The 17,309-nt window shown below is 27.7% G+C and carries 12 protein-coding genes, 1 other RNA gene and 1 other annotated feature; all 13 genes read left to right on the forward strand.

Going from position 1 to position 17,309, the window contains the following annotated elements; all coding sequences use genetic code 11:
- Positions 1-170: 170 nt before the first annotated feature.
- The 13 genes from rnr to J2Z53_RS04485 all read left to right on the forward strand — a co-directional run bounded on the left by rnr (position 171) and on the right by J2Z53_RS04485 (position 17,308).
- On the forward strand, positions 171-2,390 hold the full coding sequence (gene rnr / locus J2Z53_RS04430; RefSeq protein ID WP_209796032.1) for a ribonuclease R: 2,220 nt from the start codon (positions 171-173) through the stop codon (positions 2,388-2,390).
- Between the two features lie 174 nt (positions 2,391-2,564).
- Positions 2,565-3,035, forward strand: a complete 471-nt coding sequence (smpB, locus tag J2Z53_RS04435; RefSeq protein WP_209796033.1) for an SsrA-binding protein SmpB — start codon at positions 2,565-2,567, stop codon at positions 3,033-3,035.
- 160 nt (positions 3,036-3,195) lie between these two features.
- Positions 3,196-5,118 (forward strand): sigma 54-interacting transcriptional regulator, encoded by a 1,923-nt coding sequence (locus tag J2Z53_RS04440; RefSeq protein ID WP_209796034.1) that lies wholly within the window; start codon positions 3,196-3,198, stop codon positions 5,116-5,118.
- A 226-nt stretch (positions 5,119-5,344) separates the two neighbouring features.
- Positions 5,345-6,511 carry an iron-containing alcohol dehydrogenase gene (locus J2Z53_RS04445; protein WP_209796035.1) on the forward strand — a complete coding sequence of 389 codons (1,167 nt, stop codon included), beginning with the start codon at positions 5,345-5,347 and terminating at the stop codon, positions 6,509-6,511.
- 92 nt (positions 6,512-6,603) lie between these two features.
- On the forward strand, positions 6,604-7,494 hold the full coding sequence (locus tag J2Z53_RS04450) for a sulfide/dihydroorotate dehydrogenase-like FAD/NAD-binding protein (protein WP_209796036.1): 891 nt from the start codon (positions 6,604-6,606) through the stop codon (positions 7,492-7,494).
- Positions 7,495-7,496: 2 nt separating this feature from the next.
- Complete coding sequence (gltA, locus tag J2Z53_RS04455; RefSeq protein WP_209796037.1) at positions 7,497-8,891, forward strand: NADPH-dependent glutamate synthase; 1,395 nt, start codon at positions 7,497-7,499, stop codon at positions 8,889-8,891.
- A 257-nt stretch (positions 8,892-9,148) separates the two neighbouring features.
- Positions 9,149-10,039, forward strand: coding sequence for a DMT family transporter (locus J2Z53_RS04460; RefSeq protein ID WP_209796038.1), 891 nt, complete (start codon positions 9,149-9,151; stop codon positions 10,037-10,039).
- A 172-nt stretch (positions 10,040-10,211) separates the two neighbouring features.
- Entirely contained in the window at positions 10,212-12,080 is a 1,869-nt protein-coding gene (locus tag J2Z53_RS04465; protein ID WP_209796039.1) for a glycerophosphodiester phosphodiesterase, read from the forward strand.
- 71 nt (positions 12,081-12,151) lie between these two features.
- Positions 12,152-12,413 (forward strand) — a binding site (T-box leader).
- Between the two features lie 118 nt (positions 12,414-12,531).
- A complete protein-coding gene (locus J2Z53_RS04470) occupies positions 12,532-13,080 on the forward strand; it encodes a tryptophan transporter (protein ID WP_209796040.1) in 549 nt (182 codons plus the stop codon).
- A gap of 177 nt (positions 13,081-13,257) precedes the next feature.
- Positions 13,258-14,979, forward strand: a complete 1,722-nt coding sequence (locus J2Z53_RS04475; RefSeq protein ID WP_209796041.1) for an N-acetylmuramoyl-L-alanine amidase — start codon at positions 13,258-13,260, stop codon at positions 14,977-14,979.
- Between the two features lie 333 nt (positions 14,980-15,312).
- Positions 15,313-15,673: a transfer-messenger RNA gene (gene ssrA, locus J2Z53_RS04480) on the forward strand.
- Between the two features lie 333 nt (positions 15,674-16,006).
- On the forward strand, positions 16,007-16,210 hold the full coding sequence (locus J2Z53_RS12830) for a DUF262 domain-containing protein (protein ID WP_234925768.1): 204 nt from the start codon (positions 16,007-16,009) through the stop codon (positions 16,208-16,210).
- 9 nt (positions 16,211-16,219) lie between these two features.
- Positions 16,220-17,308 carry a DUF262 domain-containing protein gene (locus J2Z53_RS04485; protein ID WP_327786697.1) on the forward strand — a complete coding sequence of 363 codons (1,089 nt, stop codon included), beginning with the start codon at positions 16,220-16,222 and terminating at the stop codon, positions 17,306-17,308.
- Position 17,309: the final 1 nt, after the last annotated feature.

Genomic DNA, 17,309 nt, shown 5'->3' on the forward strand with positions numbered 1-17,309 from the left:
AAAAAATTATATTTATTGTTAGAAAAACAAAGTATATAGATGGAATTAGGAGGACAATTTACTAAAAGAGGAATTATAGGACATAATGTGTTAATATAGAGATAGTATAATATAGAAAAAGAAAGGTTATCATATATTAAGAATATAGATATAAATAACGGAGGAATAAAATGGGAATAAAAAATACATTATTAGATTTTATGCGTGAAGATGCATATAAACCAATGGATTTATCGGAGCTTACATCAGTATTTGATATAAAATCAGATGAATATAGAGCTTTTAAAAAAGTATTAAAAACAATGGAAAAGGAAGGACTAATAGTAAAAACAAAAAAAGATAAATTTGCAGCTGCGGAAAGATTAGGTTTAATAGCTGGAAAACTTCAAGGACATTCAAGAGGTTTTGGCTTTTTAATACCAGAAAATGAAGGGGAAAAGGACGTGTTCATTCCTTCATCTTGTATGAATAGTGCCATGAATGGAGACAGGGTTTTAGTTCAAGTTACTAGAGATGACAGAAACGGTAAGAAAAGAGAAGGAGAAGTTGTTGAGGTAATAGAAAGGGCTAACAAAACAATTATAGGAGTATATGAAAATAGTAAAAATTTTGGATTTGTTGTTCCAGAAGATACAAGATTAAACCAAGATATATTTGTATCTAAAAAAGATAAAAATGGAGCAAATGATGGTGATGTTGTAATAGTAGAAATTACAAAATGGCCAGAAAAGAGAAGAAGTCCAGAAGGTATCATAAAAGAAGTATTAGGAAAAAAAGGTGATAAGGGTCTTGATATACTTACAATAATTAAGAAGTTTTCCCTTCCAGAAGAATTTCCAACTAAAGTATTAAATTTTGCAGAAGGAATAGAAGAAGAAATAGATCCTAAAGAATATAAGAGAAGAACAGATTTTAGAGATCTTAAAATGGTAACTATAGATGGAGAAGATGCTAAAGATTTAGATGATGCCGTTTCAATAGAAAGGTTACCTAATGGAAACTTTAAATTAGGAGTTCATATAGCTGATGTTACTCACTATGTAAAAGAAAATAATCCTTTAGATAGAGAGGCTTTAAAGAGAGGAACCTCAGTATATCTTATAGATAGAGTTATTCCAATGCTTCCTAGAAAACTTTCAAATGGTATTTGTTCTCTTAATCCAAATGTTGATAGATTAACATTAAGTTGTATTATGACAATTGATAGAAAAGGTAAAGTATTAGATCATGAAATACATGAAGGAATAATAAGAACAAATGAGAGAATGACTTATACAGATGTAACTAAAATTCTTGTGGATAAAGATGAAGAATTAATTAAAAGATATGACTATCTTTATGAAGATTTCTTAGCAATGGAAGAACTTGCAAAAATCTTAAATGAAAGAAGAATGAAAAGAGGAGCTATAGATTTTGACTTTGAAGAAGCAAAAATAACACTAAATTCTTTAGGAAAGCCAATTGAAATTAAACCATATCCAAGGGAAATTTCAAATAGAATAATAGAAGAATTTATGCTTGTATGTAATGAAACAATAGCTGAATATATGTACTGGACTAACTTGCCATTTGTTTATAGAGTTCATGAAAATCCAGATGAAGAAAAACTTGCAAAGTTTAGAGAGTTTATATATAACTTAGGCTATACAATGAAATGGAGTCAAGATATTCATCCAAGAACTCTTCAAGAAGTTTTAGAAAAAGTTAAAGGTAAGAAGGAAGAAACTGTAGTAAGTACACTTCTTTTAAGATCAATGATGAAGGCTAGGTATTCACCAGAAAGTCTTGGTCACTTTGGATTAGCAGCAAGATATTACTGTCATTTTACTTCACCAATTAGAAGATATCCAGACCTTCAAATTCATAGAATTATAAAAGAGCAACTAAATGGTAAAATTGATGGAAAAAGAGTTAAAAAGTTAATTGGAATAGTAGATTATGCTTCAAAGCAATCATCAGAAACTGAAAGAGTAGCACAAGAAGCAGAAAGAGAAGTTGATGATTTAAAGAAGGCAGAATATATGCAAGATAGAATTGGGGAGGAATTTGATGGAATTGTATCTTCTGTTACATCATTTGGAATGTTTGTTGAACTTCCAAGCACAATAGAAGGATTAGTTCACATTAATTCTTTAGAAGATGACTACTATGTATATGATGAAAATCATTTAGCTTTAATTGGAGAAAGAACAAAGAATATATATAGATTAGGTGATGAAGTTAGGGTTAAATGTAGTAGAGTTGATATTGCAAATAGAGAAGTATATTTTGATTTAATAAAGAATGAAGAAGATGATGAAGAATCATTAAAAGAATTTAATGAAAAAATACCTCATTTAAAGAAAGAAGTAAAAGAGGCACTAGCAAAAGTTGAAGATATAGAAGAGTAAAATTAAAGTAAAGGGCTATTATTTTATTTAAATATAGCCCTTTTATTTATAAAATAATATTTAAATATTTTTATTCTTAGTTAACTAACAAGTTATATAATTGATAATAATTTAAATATATAATATAATTTTATTAAATTATATAGGCTTAAAGAAAAAGTAGGTGAAAACAAAATGGCAAGAAAGAAAAATTCAAATTCTTTAGCAGAAAATAGAAAAGCAAGACATGATTATTTTATACAAGAAACAATTGAATGTGGAATAGTTTTAGTTGGAACAGAAGTTAAATCTATAAGAAATGGTAGAGCTAATCTTAAAGATTGTTATGCAGAAGTTAGAAATGGAGAAATATTTATTAGAGGAATGCATGTAAGTCCATATGAACAAGGAAATATATTTAACGAGGACCCACTAAGAGATAGAAAATTACTTCTTCATAAAGGAGAGATAGGAAGACTTGCAGGTCTTGTATCAAGAGAAGGTTTAACACTTATACCATTATCTCTTTATCTTAAAAATGGAAGGGTTAAGGTTGCCCTTGGAGTTTGTAAGGGTAAGAAAAATTATGACAAAAGAGATTCATTACTTGAAAAAGCTCATAATAGAGAAATGGCAAGAGAACTTAAAAATAGAAATAGATATTAGTTTTGGAAAAGAGTATTTTAATAACAGGAATACTCTTTTTTTATGTAATAAAATTAATTTCAAATAAATGCAAATACTTTGTAAATTGGTTAAAAATGGCCAAATTTAGTATTATAATAGAAGTGTAATATTTAATAAATTGTATTAGGAGGAAGTTCAAATGGATTTTGACAAAAAAAATACAATTATAAGTTCTCATGAAAGAAGCAAAGCATATGGCATAAAAAAAGATAATAAAGAGTCTAACAAAAAGCTAAAAGATGATGAATTAAATAAAATTTTAATTGACAATTCAGAGTTAATTAGAATTTCTAAAATATATATGAATATGTTTAAAGATGTACTTAAAGATGAAAAATTTATAATAGTTCTTACAGATAAAGATGGATGTATATTATATGTATCTGGAAAGGACAATATTATTAAAGAATATAAGAAATTAAATATATATCCTGGAATGTATATGGATGAAAAAAATATAGGAACTAATGCCATGGCAATTGCAATTGAAGAAAATAGAGCTGTACAAGTTACAGCAGATGAGCATTATATCAATATTTTTAAAACATTAACTTGCTCAGCAGCACCTATTCATGGGAAAAATGGAGATATAATAGGAACATTAAATTTAACTTCCGGGTGGGTAAATAAGCATCCACATACATTAGGGTTAGTTTTATTTGGAGTGAAAGCTATTGAAAATGATCTTGAAAGAGTTCATGTAAGTGAAGTTTTAGAAGAAACTTATAAATATGTAGGAAGTGTAATAAATAACGTAGGAAAAGGAATTTTAATTATAAATTCAGATGGAGATATAAATAATGTTAATGAATTAGCTTGCGAAATAATAGGACTACATACAGAAAATTTACTAAATAAAAATATAGATACTATAATACCTGGTTGGAAAACTATTAATTTAAAATTTAAAGAATCTAATTATAAAACTTATGTAAAAGAGATAAAATTTTTAAATGATACAAATTATAGGACACTAATAACTATAAAACCAATAAGATTAAATGATAAGGTAGTTGGATCTGTAATTATAATGTGCAAGGAAAGAGAAAATAAGAGTTTGAAATCCTTTGGAGCTTATAAAACATTTGATGATATTTTAGGAGAAAGTGATGCTATTTTAAACGTTATTACTAATTGCAAAATTATAGCTAATAGTCCCTCCACAGTTTTAATAGAAGGTGAAAGTGGAACAGGTAAAGAAGTTTTAGCACAAGCTATTCATAACTTTAGCTATAGAAAAGGTAAGAATTTTGTTGCAATAAATTGTGGGGCTATACCAAAAAACTTAATTGAAAGTGAGCTATTTGGATATGAGGAAGGTGCCTTTACTGGAGCTAAGAAAGGTGGAAAAGTTGGTAAATTTGAATTAGCAAATGGTGGAACTATATTTTTAGATGAGATTGGTGAAATGCCTTTAGAAATGCAGGTACATCTTCTTAGAGTTATACAAGAAGGAATGGTAAGTAGAGTAGGAAGTAGCAAAGAAATTCCAATAGATGTTAGAATAATTGCAGCTACAAATAAAGATTTAAAAGAAGAAATAAAAAAAGGCAATTTTAGAGAGGATTTATATTATAGGCTAAGTGTTATTCCAATACATTTACCACCTCTTAGAGAGAGAAAAGGTGATGTAGAAAAGCTTATAAAACATTTTTTAAGAATAAAAGCATTTAAATTAGATAAAGAAGTACCTAAAATTAGTTATGATTTATATAATAAACTTTTAAATTATTCTTGGCCAGGAAACATCAGAGAACTTGAAAATTGTATAGAAAATATAGTTAATTTAGATGGAAATATATCTTATCAATTTACGGATAACTTAGAGAAAGAATGCAAAAATAAAAAAATAGAAGAAAAAACAATTGATATAAGTAATGATTCAAAAGAAAACGGAATATATATTGAAATAGGAAATAGTTTTAATATAAAAGATATAGAAAAGATATTAATTAAAAAGGCACTTAAAGTTAATGATTGTAATATGAGTAAAACAGCAAAATCGTTAGGTATAAGTAGAAATACTTTATATTATAAATTAGATAAATATAAGATTTATTAAGTGTACTAAAATATAACAATGTACTAAAATATGACATCAAAAATAAAATTATGTAATATTTTAGTACATTAAAAAATTAATAGATAAAAGAGTTTGTTAAAAAAATGACGTAACTGTGAGATATTTATCAAATTTATTTTTTGGCATAAAATTTGCTTATATAAATTATGTAAAATTTAAAAATAAAAAATTATAATAAATAAAGATTTTTAGGGGGAGTTTTATTATGGCACGTTTTACATTACCAAGAGATATTTATCATGGAAAAGGTTCAATTGATGTATTAAAAAATATTGAAGGAAAGAAAGCAATGATCGTTATGGGCGGAGGCTCAATGAAAAGATTTGGTTTCTTACAAAGAATAGAGGACAACTTAAAGGAAGCAGGACTTGAAGTTAAAGTATTTGATGGAGTTGAATCAGATCCATCAGTAGAAACAGTTATGAAAGGCGCAGAAGCAATGAAAGAATTTGAGCCTGATTGGATTGTTGGTTTAGGTGGTGGATCACCAATAGATGCAGCTAAGGCTATGTGGATATTCTATGAGCATCCAGAATTCACTTTTAAAGAAGCAATAGTTCCATTTGGATTACCAAAGCTAAGAAACAAAGCTAAATTTATAGCAATAGCTTCAACAAGTGGTACAGCTACAGAAGTAACAGCATTCTCAGTAATTACTGATTATGCAGCAAAAATTAAGTATCCTTTAGCTGACTTTAATATTACACCTGATATTGCTATAGTAGATCCAGAACTTGCAGAAACTATGCCACAAAAATTAGTTGCTCATACAGGAATGGATGCAATGACTCATGCAGTAGAAGCTTATGTTTCAACAATTGCAGATAATTTTACAGATCCTTTAGCACTTAAAGCAATTGAAATGGTTAGAGATAACATAAAGAAATCTTATGATGGAGATAAAGATGCTAGATCAGAAATGCATGATGCACAATGTTTAGCAGGAATGGCATTTAGTAATGTTTCTCTTGGAATAGTTCATTCAATGGCTCACAAGATTGGAGGAGTATTCCATGTACCTCATGGATGTGCAAATGCTATATTACTTCCATCAGTAATAGAATTTAATTCAGTTGAATGTGCTGATAGATATGCAAAAATAGCTAAAATGTTAGAATTAGAAGGAAATAATGATAAAGAATTAACAAAATCATTAGTTAAATTAATAAGAGACTTAAATGCAGAATTAAATATACCAAAAACATTTAAAGAATATGGAGTAGATGAAGAAGAGTTTAAAGCAAACTTAAAATACATGTCAGAAAACGCAGTACTTGATGCATGTACAGCAACTAATCCAAGAAAGGTAAATACTGAATTAATAGAAAAGATTTACAATGCTGCATACTATGGAGAAGACGTAGATTTTTAAAGAGTAAAGATTATAAATGTCCAAAAGCTCCCAAAATATCATGGGAGCTTTTGGTGGTGAAATATATAAATTAAAAAAGAGGAGTTAGTTATATGTATAAAATAGTTTCAAAAAGAGAACTTGCAAAAAATATATACTTAATGGATATAGAAGCTAAAAGAGTTGCAAAATCCGCAAATCCAGGACAATTTATAATATTAAAAAATGATGAAAAAGGAGAAAGAATTCCATTAACTATTGCAGATTTTGATAGGGAAAAAGGAACTGTAACTATAGTTTTTCAAGCAGTTGGACATGGAACAATGAAATTAGCTGAATTTAATGTAGGAGATTCTGTGGCTGATTTTGTTGGACCCCTTGGAAGACCAAGTGAATTTGTATCACAAAATATAGAGGATCTTAAAAAGAAAAAATTTATATTCGTAGCAGGTGGAGTTGGTGCAGCACCTGTATATCCACAAGTAAAATGGATGAAAGAACATGGAATAGATGTAGATGTTATAGTTGGTAGTAGAAATAAGGAATTATTAATATTAGAAGATGAAATGAAAGCTGTTGCTAAAAATCTTTATATTGCAACAGATGATGGATCTTATGGTTTCAATGGAAGAGTTACAGATTGTTTAACAGATTTAGTTAAAAATAAAGGAAAACATTATGATGAAGCAATTGTTATAGGACCTATGATAATGATGAAATTCATGTGTATGTTAACTAAAGAACTTAACATTCCTACAATAGTAAGTTTAAACCCTATAATGGTTGATGGAACAGGAATGTGTGGAGCTTGTAGAGTAACAGTTGGAAATGAAGTTAAATTTGCATGTGTTGATGGACCAGAATTTGATGGACATTTAATAAATTTTGATGAAGCTATGAGAAGACAAGCTATGTATAAGACTGAAGAAGGAAGAGCAATCCTTAAAGAAGAGGAAGGCGACACTCATCATGGTGGATGCGGACATTGTGGAGGAGATGAATAATTATGGATATGAAAGATAGAATGAAAAGAGTACCAGTTAGAGAACAAGATCCTAAAGAAAGAGCAAAAAACTTTAAAGAAGTTTGTTTAGGATATAATGAAGAAGAAGCTGTAAAAGAAGCTAAAAGATGCCTTCAATGTAAAAATCCAAGATGTGTTACAGGATGTCCAGTATCAATAGATATACCAGGATTTATAAAAATGGTTTCAGAAGAAAAATTTGAAGAAGCAGCAAAGGTTATTGCAAAGTATAGTGCTCTTCCAGCAGTTTGTGGTAGAGTTTGTCCACAAGAAAATCAATGTGAAGGAAAGTGTGTACTTGGAATAAAAGGGGAACCAGTTTCTATTGGAAAACTTGAGAGATTTGTAGCTGACTGGTCAAGAGAACATAAAGTTGATCTTTCAGAGAAAGAAGAAAGTAATGGTAAAAGAGTTGCTGTTATAGGTAGTGGTCCTGCAGGACTTACTTGTGCAGGTGACTTAGCTAAAATGGGATATGATGTAACTATTTTTGAAGCACTTCATGAAGCAGGGGGAGTTTTAGTTTACGGTATTCCAGAATTTAGACTTCCAAAAGATACTGTAGTTAAAAGTGAAATAGAAAACATTAAAAAGTTAGGTGTTAAAGTTGAAACTAATGTAATCATAGGTAGAACTATAACTATTGATGAATTATTAGAAGATGAAGATTTTGATGCTGTATTTATAGGATCAGGTGCAGGACTTCCAAGATTTATGGGAATAAAGGGAGAAAATGCAAATGGAGTATTATCAGCTAATGAATTTTTAACTAGAGTTAATTTAATGAAAGCTTTTAAAGAGGATTATGAAACTCCAGTAAGAACAGGTAATAAAGTTGCAGTAGTAGGTGGAGGAAACGTTGCTATGGATGCTGCAAGAACTGCTCTTAGACTTGGAGCTGAATCACATATAGTATATAGAAGAAGTGAAGAAGAGCTTCCAGCTAGAGTAGAGGAAGTACATCACGCTAAAGAAGAAGGAATAATTTTTGATCTTTTAACAAATCCAGTAGAAATATTAACTGACGAAAATGGATGGGTTAAAGGAATGAAGTGTGTAAGAATGGAACTTGGAGAGCCTGATGAGTCAGGAAGAAGAAAACCAGTTGAAATTAAAGGTTCAGAATTTGTAATGGATGTAGACACAGTAATAATGTCTCTTGGAACATCTCCAAATCCTCTTATATCTTCTACAACAAAAGGTCTTGATATAAATAAGAGAAAATGTATAATAGCAGAAGAACATTCAGGTAAGACAACAAGAGAGAAAGTTTATGCTGGTGGAGATGCAGTAACAGGTGCAGCTACAGTAATACTAGCTATGGGAGCTGGAAAAGATGCTGCAAAAGCAATTGATGAATATTTAAAAGAACAATAGTTAATAATAAACTTATGCCACTTTAAATAAGTTTGGCTGTTTATAAATTAATAAAAAATCCCCTTATCTATAATGTACACGGTCTGGTTATAGAATTGGGGATTTTTATTTTGTTTATTTAAAATATAAATATGTACAAACAGTAAACAATGTTGTAAAATAAAAAAATGTGTAATAGTTTATAGTAAAATATAAAAGTATTTTGTAAACCTTAGCAGATTTTAGATGACATAATTAAATTATGAAAGGAGAAAAAAATGAATAATAAGAAAAAAGGAATTATACTTGTATTAATTGCAACATTATTCTGGGGAATGATGGGAGTAACTAGTAGAACACTAGGTAATGCAGGTATTGATTCAATGAGTATATCATTTTTTAGATGCTTAATAGCTTCAATAGGATTTGGTATATTTCTATTTATTTTTAACAAAGATGCCTTTAAGGTAGATTTAAAAGGAATTATAATAAGTAGTATTTATGGAATTGTAACTTTTGGATTATCTTTTACTACATTTAATATTGCTGTAGAAAGGGTACCTATTGCTGTTGCAACAGTTCTTATGTTTACAAATCCAATTTGGGTAACAATATTTAATGCAATATTTTTTAAAGAAAAAATAACTGGAAAGAAAGCAATTGTAATTATTCTTGCAATAACAGGTTGCTTTTTAATTTCAAATATTTTTGGAGTTGGATTTGAAAATCTTGATATAGTTGGATTATTAGTTGGTCTTTCAACAGGGGTTTTATTTGCACTTCAACTTGTAATACCAAGATTTTTTGAAGGAAAATATACTAAAGATAGTATGTTAATATATGGATTTATAGCAAGTGCCATAGTTTTAGCATTCTTTACAAACTTTACTGGAATAGACAATGCAATAACTTCTAGTGCATCACCAATATTTGTAGTACTTAATATTTTATCAATAGGTGTATTAAGTACATTTATAGCAAATATTTCTTATGTCAAAGCTACAGATTATATTGAGACTGGTGTTGCATCAGTACTTGTTGCATTAGAACCTGTACTTGGAAGTTTATTTGCTTATTTAGTTTATGGAGAAACATTAACAGGACTTCAATTAATTGGAGGACTATTAATTATTATAGCAGCTATATGGCTTGCAAGAACATCAGATTAAATATATAAGAAATATGTAAAAGCTATTAGAAATTTAATTTCTAGTAGCTTTTAATTTTTTATTTTAAAAAATAATTTATAAAAATTAATTAATTATATTGAAGACAATTATATAAAGTAGCTTTTTTTATAAATAAGTAGGATAATAATATGAGAATAAAGGAGGGAGAATATTGAAAAATACATATAAAGATACAGGAATTCTTTCTCTAATTAAGAATACCTTTAATAATTTTAAATTTAATTTTTTTGCATGTACTTATTTTGAAATGTGTTATAGGATTTTAACAGCTTTTATATTTGTTCCAATATTATATTTAATATTTAAATACTTTATAGGAACTGAAGGATTATTTACACTTACAAATAAGGATTTCATAAAATTTGGATTAAGTTTGCAAGGAATAATATGCATATTAATATTATTAATTATGGCTTTTTGTACAATATTTATAGAAATAGGTGTTTTAACATACATAGGAGTAAAATCTCATAGAGGTGAGAAAATTAAGGCGATAGATGGAATATTTAATGTAATAGGAATATTAAAAGATACATTAAATAGGGGGATAATTCCACTTATAATAATTACAGGTGTAATAGGACCTTTAACAGGAATAGGACTTTGTAGTTCATTAATTAAAGATTATTCAATTCCTCCATTTATAACAATAGAACTTTCAAAAACTATAGGTGGAAAGATTCTATATGGATTTATAATAATTGGATTAGCAATTTTATTGCTTAGATGGATTTTATCTATTCCAATAGTAGTTATAGAAAAGATAAAAGGGAAAGATGCTGTAAAAAAGAGTTATGTTATATATAAGAAAAATAGATGGAAGTTATTTAGAGCAATAGCACTTTGGGCAGTTGTAATATCTATAATATCTATAATTTTAATAGTATTAATTCTTGGAATTGGATTTTTGGTTGGAGGTTATGTATTAGGTGCTACATCTTTTTCAAGTAAAATATTTTTAGGTGGACTTTTAATACTATTTTATGGAATATTTGTATTAGCATCCATTATATCAACACCTCTTTTTGTTTCATTTTTAGTAGAGCTTTATTATGACTTAAGGGAAGATAATGTAAAAGAAAGAGAATTTAAGTCTTATGAAGATTATAAGAAAAATGTTTTATATAAAATCTCTAAAAAATATTCCAATATATTTGTAGGTATATTAACATTGGCTTTTGTAATATTTAGCAGTATTGTTGGATATGGAGTAGTGTTTCATAGAGTAATTAATGATGAAGTAGCTGTAACTGCTCATAGAGGAGCAAGTGTTAAAGCACCAGAGAATACATTATCAGCAATAAAACTTGCAGAAAAAGAAGGAGCTAATTTTGCTGAAATTGATGTACAAACAACAAAGGACAATAAAACTATACTTCTTCATGATGGAACATTTAAAAGAACAGCTGGAGTAAATAAAACAGTTAGAGAATTAACATTAAATCAAATAAAACAGCTTGATAACGGCTCTTTTTACTCTACAAAGTATAAAGGTGAAAAAGTTCCTACTTTAGATGAAGTATTAAAAGAAGCAAAGGGAAAAATTAAAATAAATATTGAACTTAAACCAAAGGGAAAAGATGATCCTTTAGTTAAAAATGTAAATAAAATAATTAAAAAATATAATATGGAAGATGAAGTTGTAATATCATCAAATAATTTTGAGGCACTTCAAGAGATGAAAAATATTAATCCAAAACTAAAGGTTGGATATATTGTAATTGCAGCTATAGGAGAATTTGAAAAACTTAATGTAGATTTCTTTAGTTTAGAATCATCACTTGTAAATCCTAAAACAGTTTATGCCCTTCATGCATTAGGAAAGGAAGTTCATGTATTTACTATAGATAATAGAGAACTTGCAGAAAAAATGATTTACTTAGGGGTAGATAATATAATTACAGATGATGTACCTATGATAGAGGATGTAAAAAAAGAATTTAAAGAAGAAGATAAGCATAATTATGTAAGTTTCTTTTATGAATCAGTTTTAAATATAATAAAATATGCAAAAATTTAAAATAAATTTATAAAAATAAGTTACAAAAAACTGATAATCTGATATTATATAGTATAAGATAACTTAATAATTATAATCCAATGAAAAGGAAGAGTAGTTAAATTAAGCTTTAATAAAGAGAGTTAGGGGTGGTGAGATCCTAGCAAGAAGAGATTTAGTGAATGGACCTTGGAGGAATAAAACGAAATCTAATTTTTAGAAAGTAGCATTTATGGTGGGCTGCACCTTATAGCAGATAGAGTATGTTAGTACTTGAAATTAAGGTGGTGTTTAATTTATACATATATTAAACACAATTTAGGTGGCAACGCGGAAGATTTATCCGTCCTATGTTTTTAGAATAGGACGGTTTTTTTATATGAAATTAAAGGAGGTGATCAAAGTGTTATGAAATGATGAAAGTTTAGGAGAGTGGCAAAAAAATAATAATTATTTTAAAGGAGAAGATATTATGAAAAAAAATGAAAAAACTAAAAAAATGATAACTAATGCCTTATTACTTGGAATTGGAGCAATACTTCATCAAATTACACCAGCACTTGGATTACCTATGCAGCCAGATTTTGCTCTTGTAATGTTATTTATAATTATGATTTTAAATAGGGGAGATTATAAGACATCTTTAATTGCAGGAATAATAACTGGAATATTTACAGGTATGACAACAAAGTTTCCAGGGGGACAACTTCCTAATATGATAGATAAAATTATTACCGTAAATGTAGTATTTTTTATGATGATTTTTATTAATAAAATTAAAGGTTTAAAGAATATGACAGAAAGTAAAAGAAGGGTAGTAGAAAGTATAATAGTATTTCCTATTGGAACATTAATTAGTGGGGTAACATTTTTGTTATCTGCAAATATTTTAGTTGGGCTTCCAGCAGGTTTTACTTCATTATTTATATTAATAGTTCTTCCATCTATGGTTATAAATTTAATTGTAGGATCAATGATTTTTAAAATAATAAGTACTTCAATGAAAAGAGTAACTGTATAAATTAAAAGCTGATATTATATTAAATTCATATAAAGGATTAATATGATATCAGCTTTGTATATTTTTAAACTATAAATTAATTGTAAAATATTGAATAAAAAGGAAGAATATTTTATAATAAAAATGTTACTAAAGTATGAATAATGTAAATAAAATATAATTAAAGGTGGGATTTAATTGAGAAGAGAAAAACTAAAAAGAATAATTAAAACAACTTTATTTATGTTGGCTATATCTTTAATACCTATTGGAGGTAAAATAACAGATGCAGATTCTAAATTAGGCTTAGAAAATGAATTTTTGTCAGTAACAAATGGACATGATAGAGAAAAAATTATAGTTGAAAACGGTATATCTTTGAAATTTGGTGAAATACTAGATTTATCAAAATATAATGATTTTAAAATGTCAAATGAACATACAGTAACTATTAATAATGGAATAGTTACTCCTAAAAATGAAGGAACTGTTTATTTAAGTCAAAAAAAAGGAGACAAGCTTCATGTAATAGAAGTTTATGTTTCAAATGATAAAGGTAAAGTTTATTCAAAAAGTAATGAGGTAGATAGAAATTATTATAAAGTATTTATAGATCCAGGACATGGGGGGCATGATGATGGAAGTTCAGCTTTTGGTCTTAAAGAGGATGAGCTAAATCTTAAAATAGGATTAAAGATACAGAAAAGACTGGAGAGCAAGGGAATAGAAGTTAAAATGAGCAGAAGTTCAGATAAATATATTTCTTTAATTGATAGAGCTAAAATGGCAAATGAATATGGAGCAGATCTTTTTGTATCTAATCATATAAATTCCTTTGATTCAGGATCAGCACATGGTATAGAAACTTATTATCATAGTAAAAAATCAAATCATAAGCCTTTAAGTGATAATATTCAAAATAATTCAATAAAGGAAACTGGTGCGTATAATAGAGGAGTTAAAAATGAAAATTTTGCAGTACTTAGAGAAAGTGAAATGCCATCTTCTTTATTTGAAGGAGGATTTATATCAAATAAGGCTGAATCAGAAAAATTAAAGGATGATAAATATCAAGACAAACTTGCAAAGGCAGTTGCAGATGGTATAGAAAAATATTTAAAAGATAATATAAAGTTAAATGGAAATGATAATACTACAGAATCTAAACCTGATAGTAAACCAGAAGCTCCTGGCAATAAGCCGGTAGAAAAACCACAAGAAAAACCAGAAAGTGTAACAAAGATAGGAACAGTAACAGCAAGTGCTTTAAATATAAGAAAAGGACCATCAACAAAAAATACTATTATAGGAAGCTTAAAAAAAGGAAGTAAAGTAGAAATAATATCAACATCAAATGGTTGGCATAAAATAAAATATAAAAATGGATATGGATACGTATCAGCAGATTATGTAAAAATAAATAGTACATCAAGTAACTCTTCAAGCAATTCAAATAGTAAACCACAAGAAAAACCAGAAAGTGTAACAAGGAAAGGAACAGTAACAGCAAGTGCTTTAAATATAAGAAAAGGACCATCAACAAAAAATACTATTATAGGAAGCTTAAAAAAAGGAAGTAAAGTAGAAATAATATCAACATCAAATGGTTGGCATAAAATAAAATATAAAAATGGATATGGATACGTATCAGCAGATTATGTGAAAATAAATAGTACATCAAGTAACTCTTCAAGCAATTCAAATAGTAAACCACAAGAAAAACCAGAAAGTGTAACAAGGAAAGGAACAGTAACAGCAAGTGCTTTAAATATAAGAAAAGGACCATCAACAAAAAATACTATTATAGGAAGTTTAAAAAGAGGAAGCAAAGTAGAAATAGTATCAACGTCAAAGGGTTGGCATAAAATAAAATATAAAAATGGATATGGATACGTTTCAACAGATTATATAAGATTTTAAATTTTTATAATGAGACTGTTGTAATAGATAATAATTAGTATTAAAACTTGCAACAGTCTTTATTTAAAATAAAAGATTATATTTTAGGAAGTGTTGATTTTCGATAGTTCTTTATATGTAATTAATATTTAGAGAGATTCTATTATTTCAAAATAATTAGAAGAAAAAAGTTAATTTAAAAATTTTTTATAATTTATAAAATACTTAACATAATGTGAAATAGTTTTATAAATTCGTTAAGTTGACAGTAAAGTTTATGTGCTATATAATTAAAACACGAAATAAAATTAAATATTGTTTATTTGCGTTTTACAAAACTAAATTTATTAACATGGGGGCGTTTTGGCTTCGACGGGGGTAAGTGAGGTTTGGTAAGCGGGCCGAGGGAAGCATGGTGCCTCGTTAATAAAGTATGCATTAAAGATAAACGCAGAAGATAATAATTTTGCATTAGCAGCTTAATATAAGCTACTCATCAGCCCTAGGTTGCCCACGGCTTAGGATACTGGTGTCATAATTAGTGGGGAACCGAGCTTAGCAAAGCTTTGAGCTATGAACGGAACTTATGAAGCTAGCGAGCAAGGCGCCTGTCTGTAGGCACTCTTGTAAGCGAAATTTAATATACAGACTACGCTCGTAGAAAGCTAGACGGATCTACTTTCGGACACGGGTTCGACACCCGTCGCCTCCACCAAATAAGAACTTAAATAAAAACACAATGGTAAAATATTGAGGAATCAATACTTTTCCATTGTGTTTTTATTTTTTAGAGATAAAATTTAAATTGATTTTAATATATATTGTATTTCTTTTTATGTGTTTTGGGTATTTGCGTACACTCTTAGTGAAATTTTAACTATTAGGTGTGTATTTTTTTATGCATAAAAGAGATAGATCTTTATTAATTGATAAATTGAGGTCATCATATAAGGATGGTAAAATAAAAAGAGGTATCAACAGAGGAATGGTATTAAAAAATTAATAATTAGAAATTTAGAATTAAGTAAAAAATATTAGGAGATAAATTATGGCATTAATTCAAGATGAATTAAAAATAACAAAATTAAAAGACTTGCTTAATATGAAATTAGTATTACCTTCATATCAGAGACCATATAGTTGGAGTGTGAAGTCAGCTAATACTTTATTTATTGATACATATGAAGCTTTTAAAGATGAAATTAATGAATATCGTCTTGGCTCAGTAATATTACACAAAGAATGTTCTTAAAAATATAATATAGTTGATGGGCAACAAAGGCTTACCACATTATCAATTTTGCTTTATTGTTTAGATTATTGTAACCAAAGTTTATTGAAAGAAAAATATAGTAAATTATCCAATGATGTTATTTTAACAAACTTTGGGGTTCTTTCTAAAAGAGTTAACGAATTAAATCACGATGAAGGTGAAAAATATAAAAATTATCTTTTAAATCAATGTACTATGGTTCAAATTGTAACAGATAGTGAGCAAGAGGCATTTCAGTTTTTTGATTCACAAAATTCTCGTGGTAAAGAGTTAGCACCACATGATCTATTAAAATCATACCATTTGCGGGAAATGAGAAGTGAAGATGAAAATCAAAAAGTTAAAATTATAAGTAAGTGGGAAAATATGGACCAAGATGATTTAGATAATTTATTTAAAAGTTATTTGTATCCATTGATTCAATGGTATAAGGGAAAAGATGGTTTAGGTTATAATTCAAGTAAAATTGATTATTTTAAAGGAATTAAGGTAACAAATATATATGATTATGCAATTTATCATAAGGCTAGTAATTTGTATGTAGAACAATTCAATGCTAATGTTAGCAATGAATTTATTGCTTTTAAACAGTTAAATCAATTTCAATTGACACAACCATTAATAGCAGGAAGACGATTTTTTAATTATACAATTCATTACGGAATTTTATTAGAAAAAATACAAAAACAGATTAATGGAATTTATAAAAAAGATGAAATTCCAGATAAGCGTTCTGGTGATATTTATATTAAGCAGCTTTATGAATGTTCATTATTATTTTTTGCAGATAGGTTTGGTATTGAGAGCTTAACAAAATATGTGATACAGCAACTTTATTCATGGAGTTATTCATTAAGATTAGCAATGAATGCAGTATATCCTCAAACTATTAATAAATATGCAAAAGGTCAACATGAGCGAGCAAATTATGGAATTAATATGTTTTCTGAAATTAGTGAAATGTCAGATCCAGAAGAATTGAAGTTACTTGTGCTTAAGAAACCAGATATTTCTGATAATAATAAAGAAAAATATAAAGCAGTATATAAATTACTTAGTGAATGGAATAGGTGGTAGT

Origin of the sequence: Clostridium moniliforme (genome assembly GCF_017873235.1) — a bacterium.
In the GTDB taxonomy this organism is placed as follows: domain Bacteria; phylum Bacillota; class Clostridia; order Clostridiales; family Clostridiaceae; genus Clostridium; species Clostridium moniliforme.

Bases quoted from the DNA above. Each gene is read 5' to 3' on its own strand.
- rnr (WP_209796032.1), top strand. From the start codon at position 171: ATGGGAATAAAAAATACATTATTAGATTTTATGCGTGAAGATGCATAT.
- smpB (WP_209796033.1), top strand. From the start codon at position 2,565: ATGGCAAGAAAGAAAAATTCAAATTCTTTAGCAGAAAATAGAAAAGCA.
- J2Z53_RS04440 (WP_209796034.1), top strand. From the start codon at position 3,196: ATGGATTTTGACAAAAAAAATACAATTATAAGTTCTCATGAAAGAAGC.
- J2Z53_RS04445 (WP_209796035.1), top strand. From the start codon at position 5,345: ATGGCACGTTTTACATTACCAAGAGATATTTATCATGGAAAAGGTTCA.
- J2Z53_RS04450 (WP_209796036.1), top strand. From the start codon at position 6,604: ATGTATAAAATAGTTTCAAAAAGAGAACTTGCAAAAAATATATACTTA.
- gltA (WP_209796037.1), top strand. From the start codon at position 7,497: ATGGATATGAAAGATAGAATGAAAAGAGTACCAGTTAGAGAACAAGAT.
- J2Z53_RS04460 (WP_209796038.1), top strand. From the start codon at position 9,149: ATGAATAATAAGAAAAAAGGAATTATACTTGTATTAATTGCAACATTA.
- J2Z53_RS04470 (WP_209796040.1), top strand. From the start codon at position 12,532: ATGAAAAAAAATGAAAAAACTAAAAAAATGATAACTAATGCCTTATTA.
- J2Z53_RS12830 (WP_234925768.1), top strand. From the start codon at position 16,007: ATGGCATTAATTCAAGATGAATTAAAAATAACAAAATTAAAAGACTTG.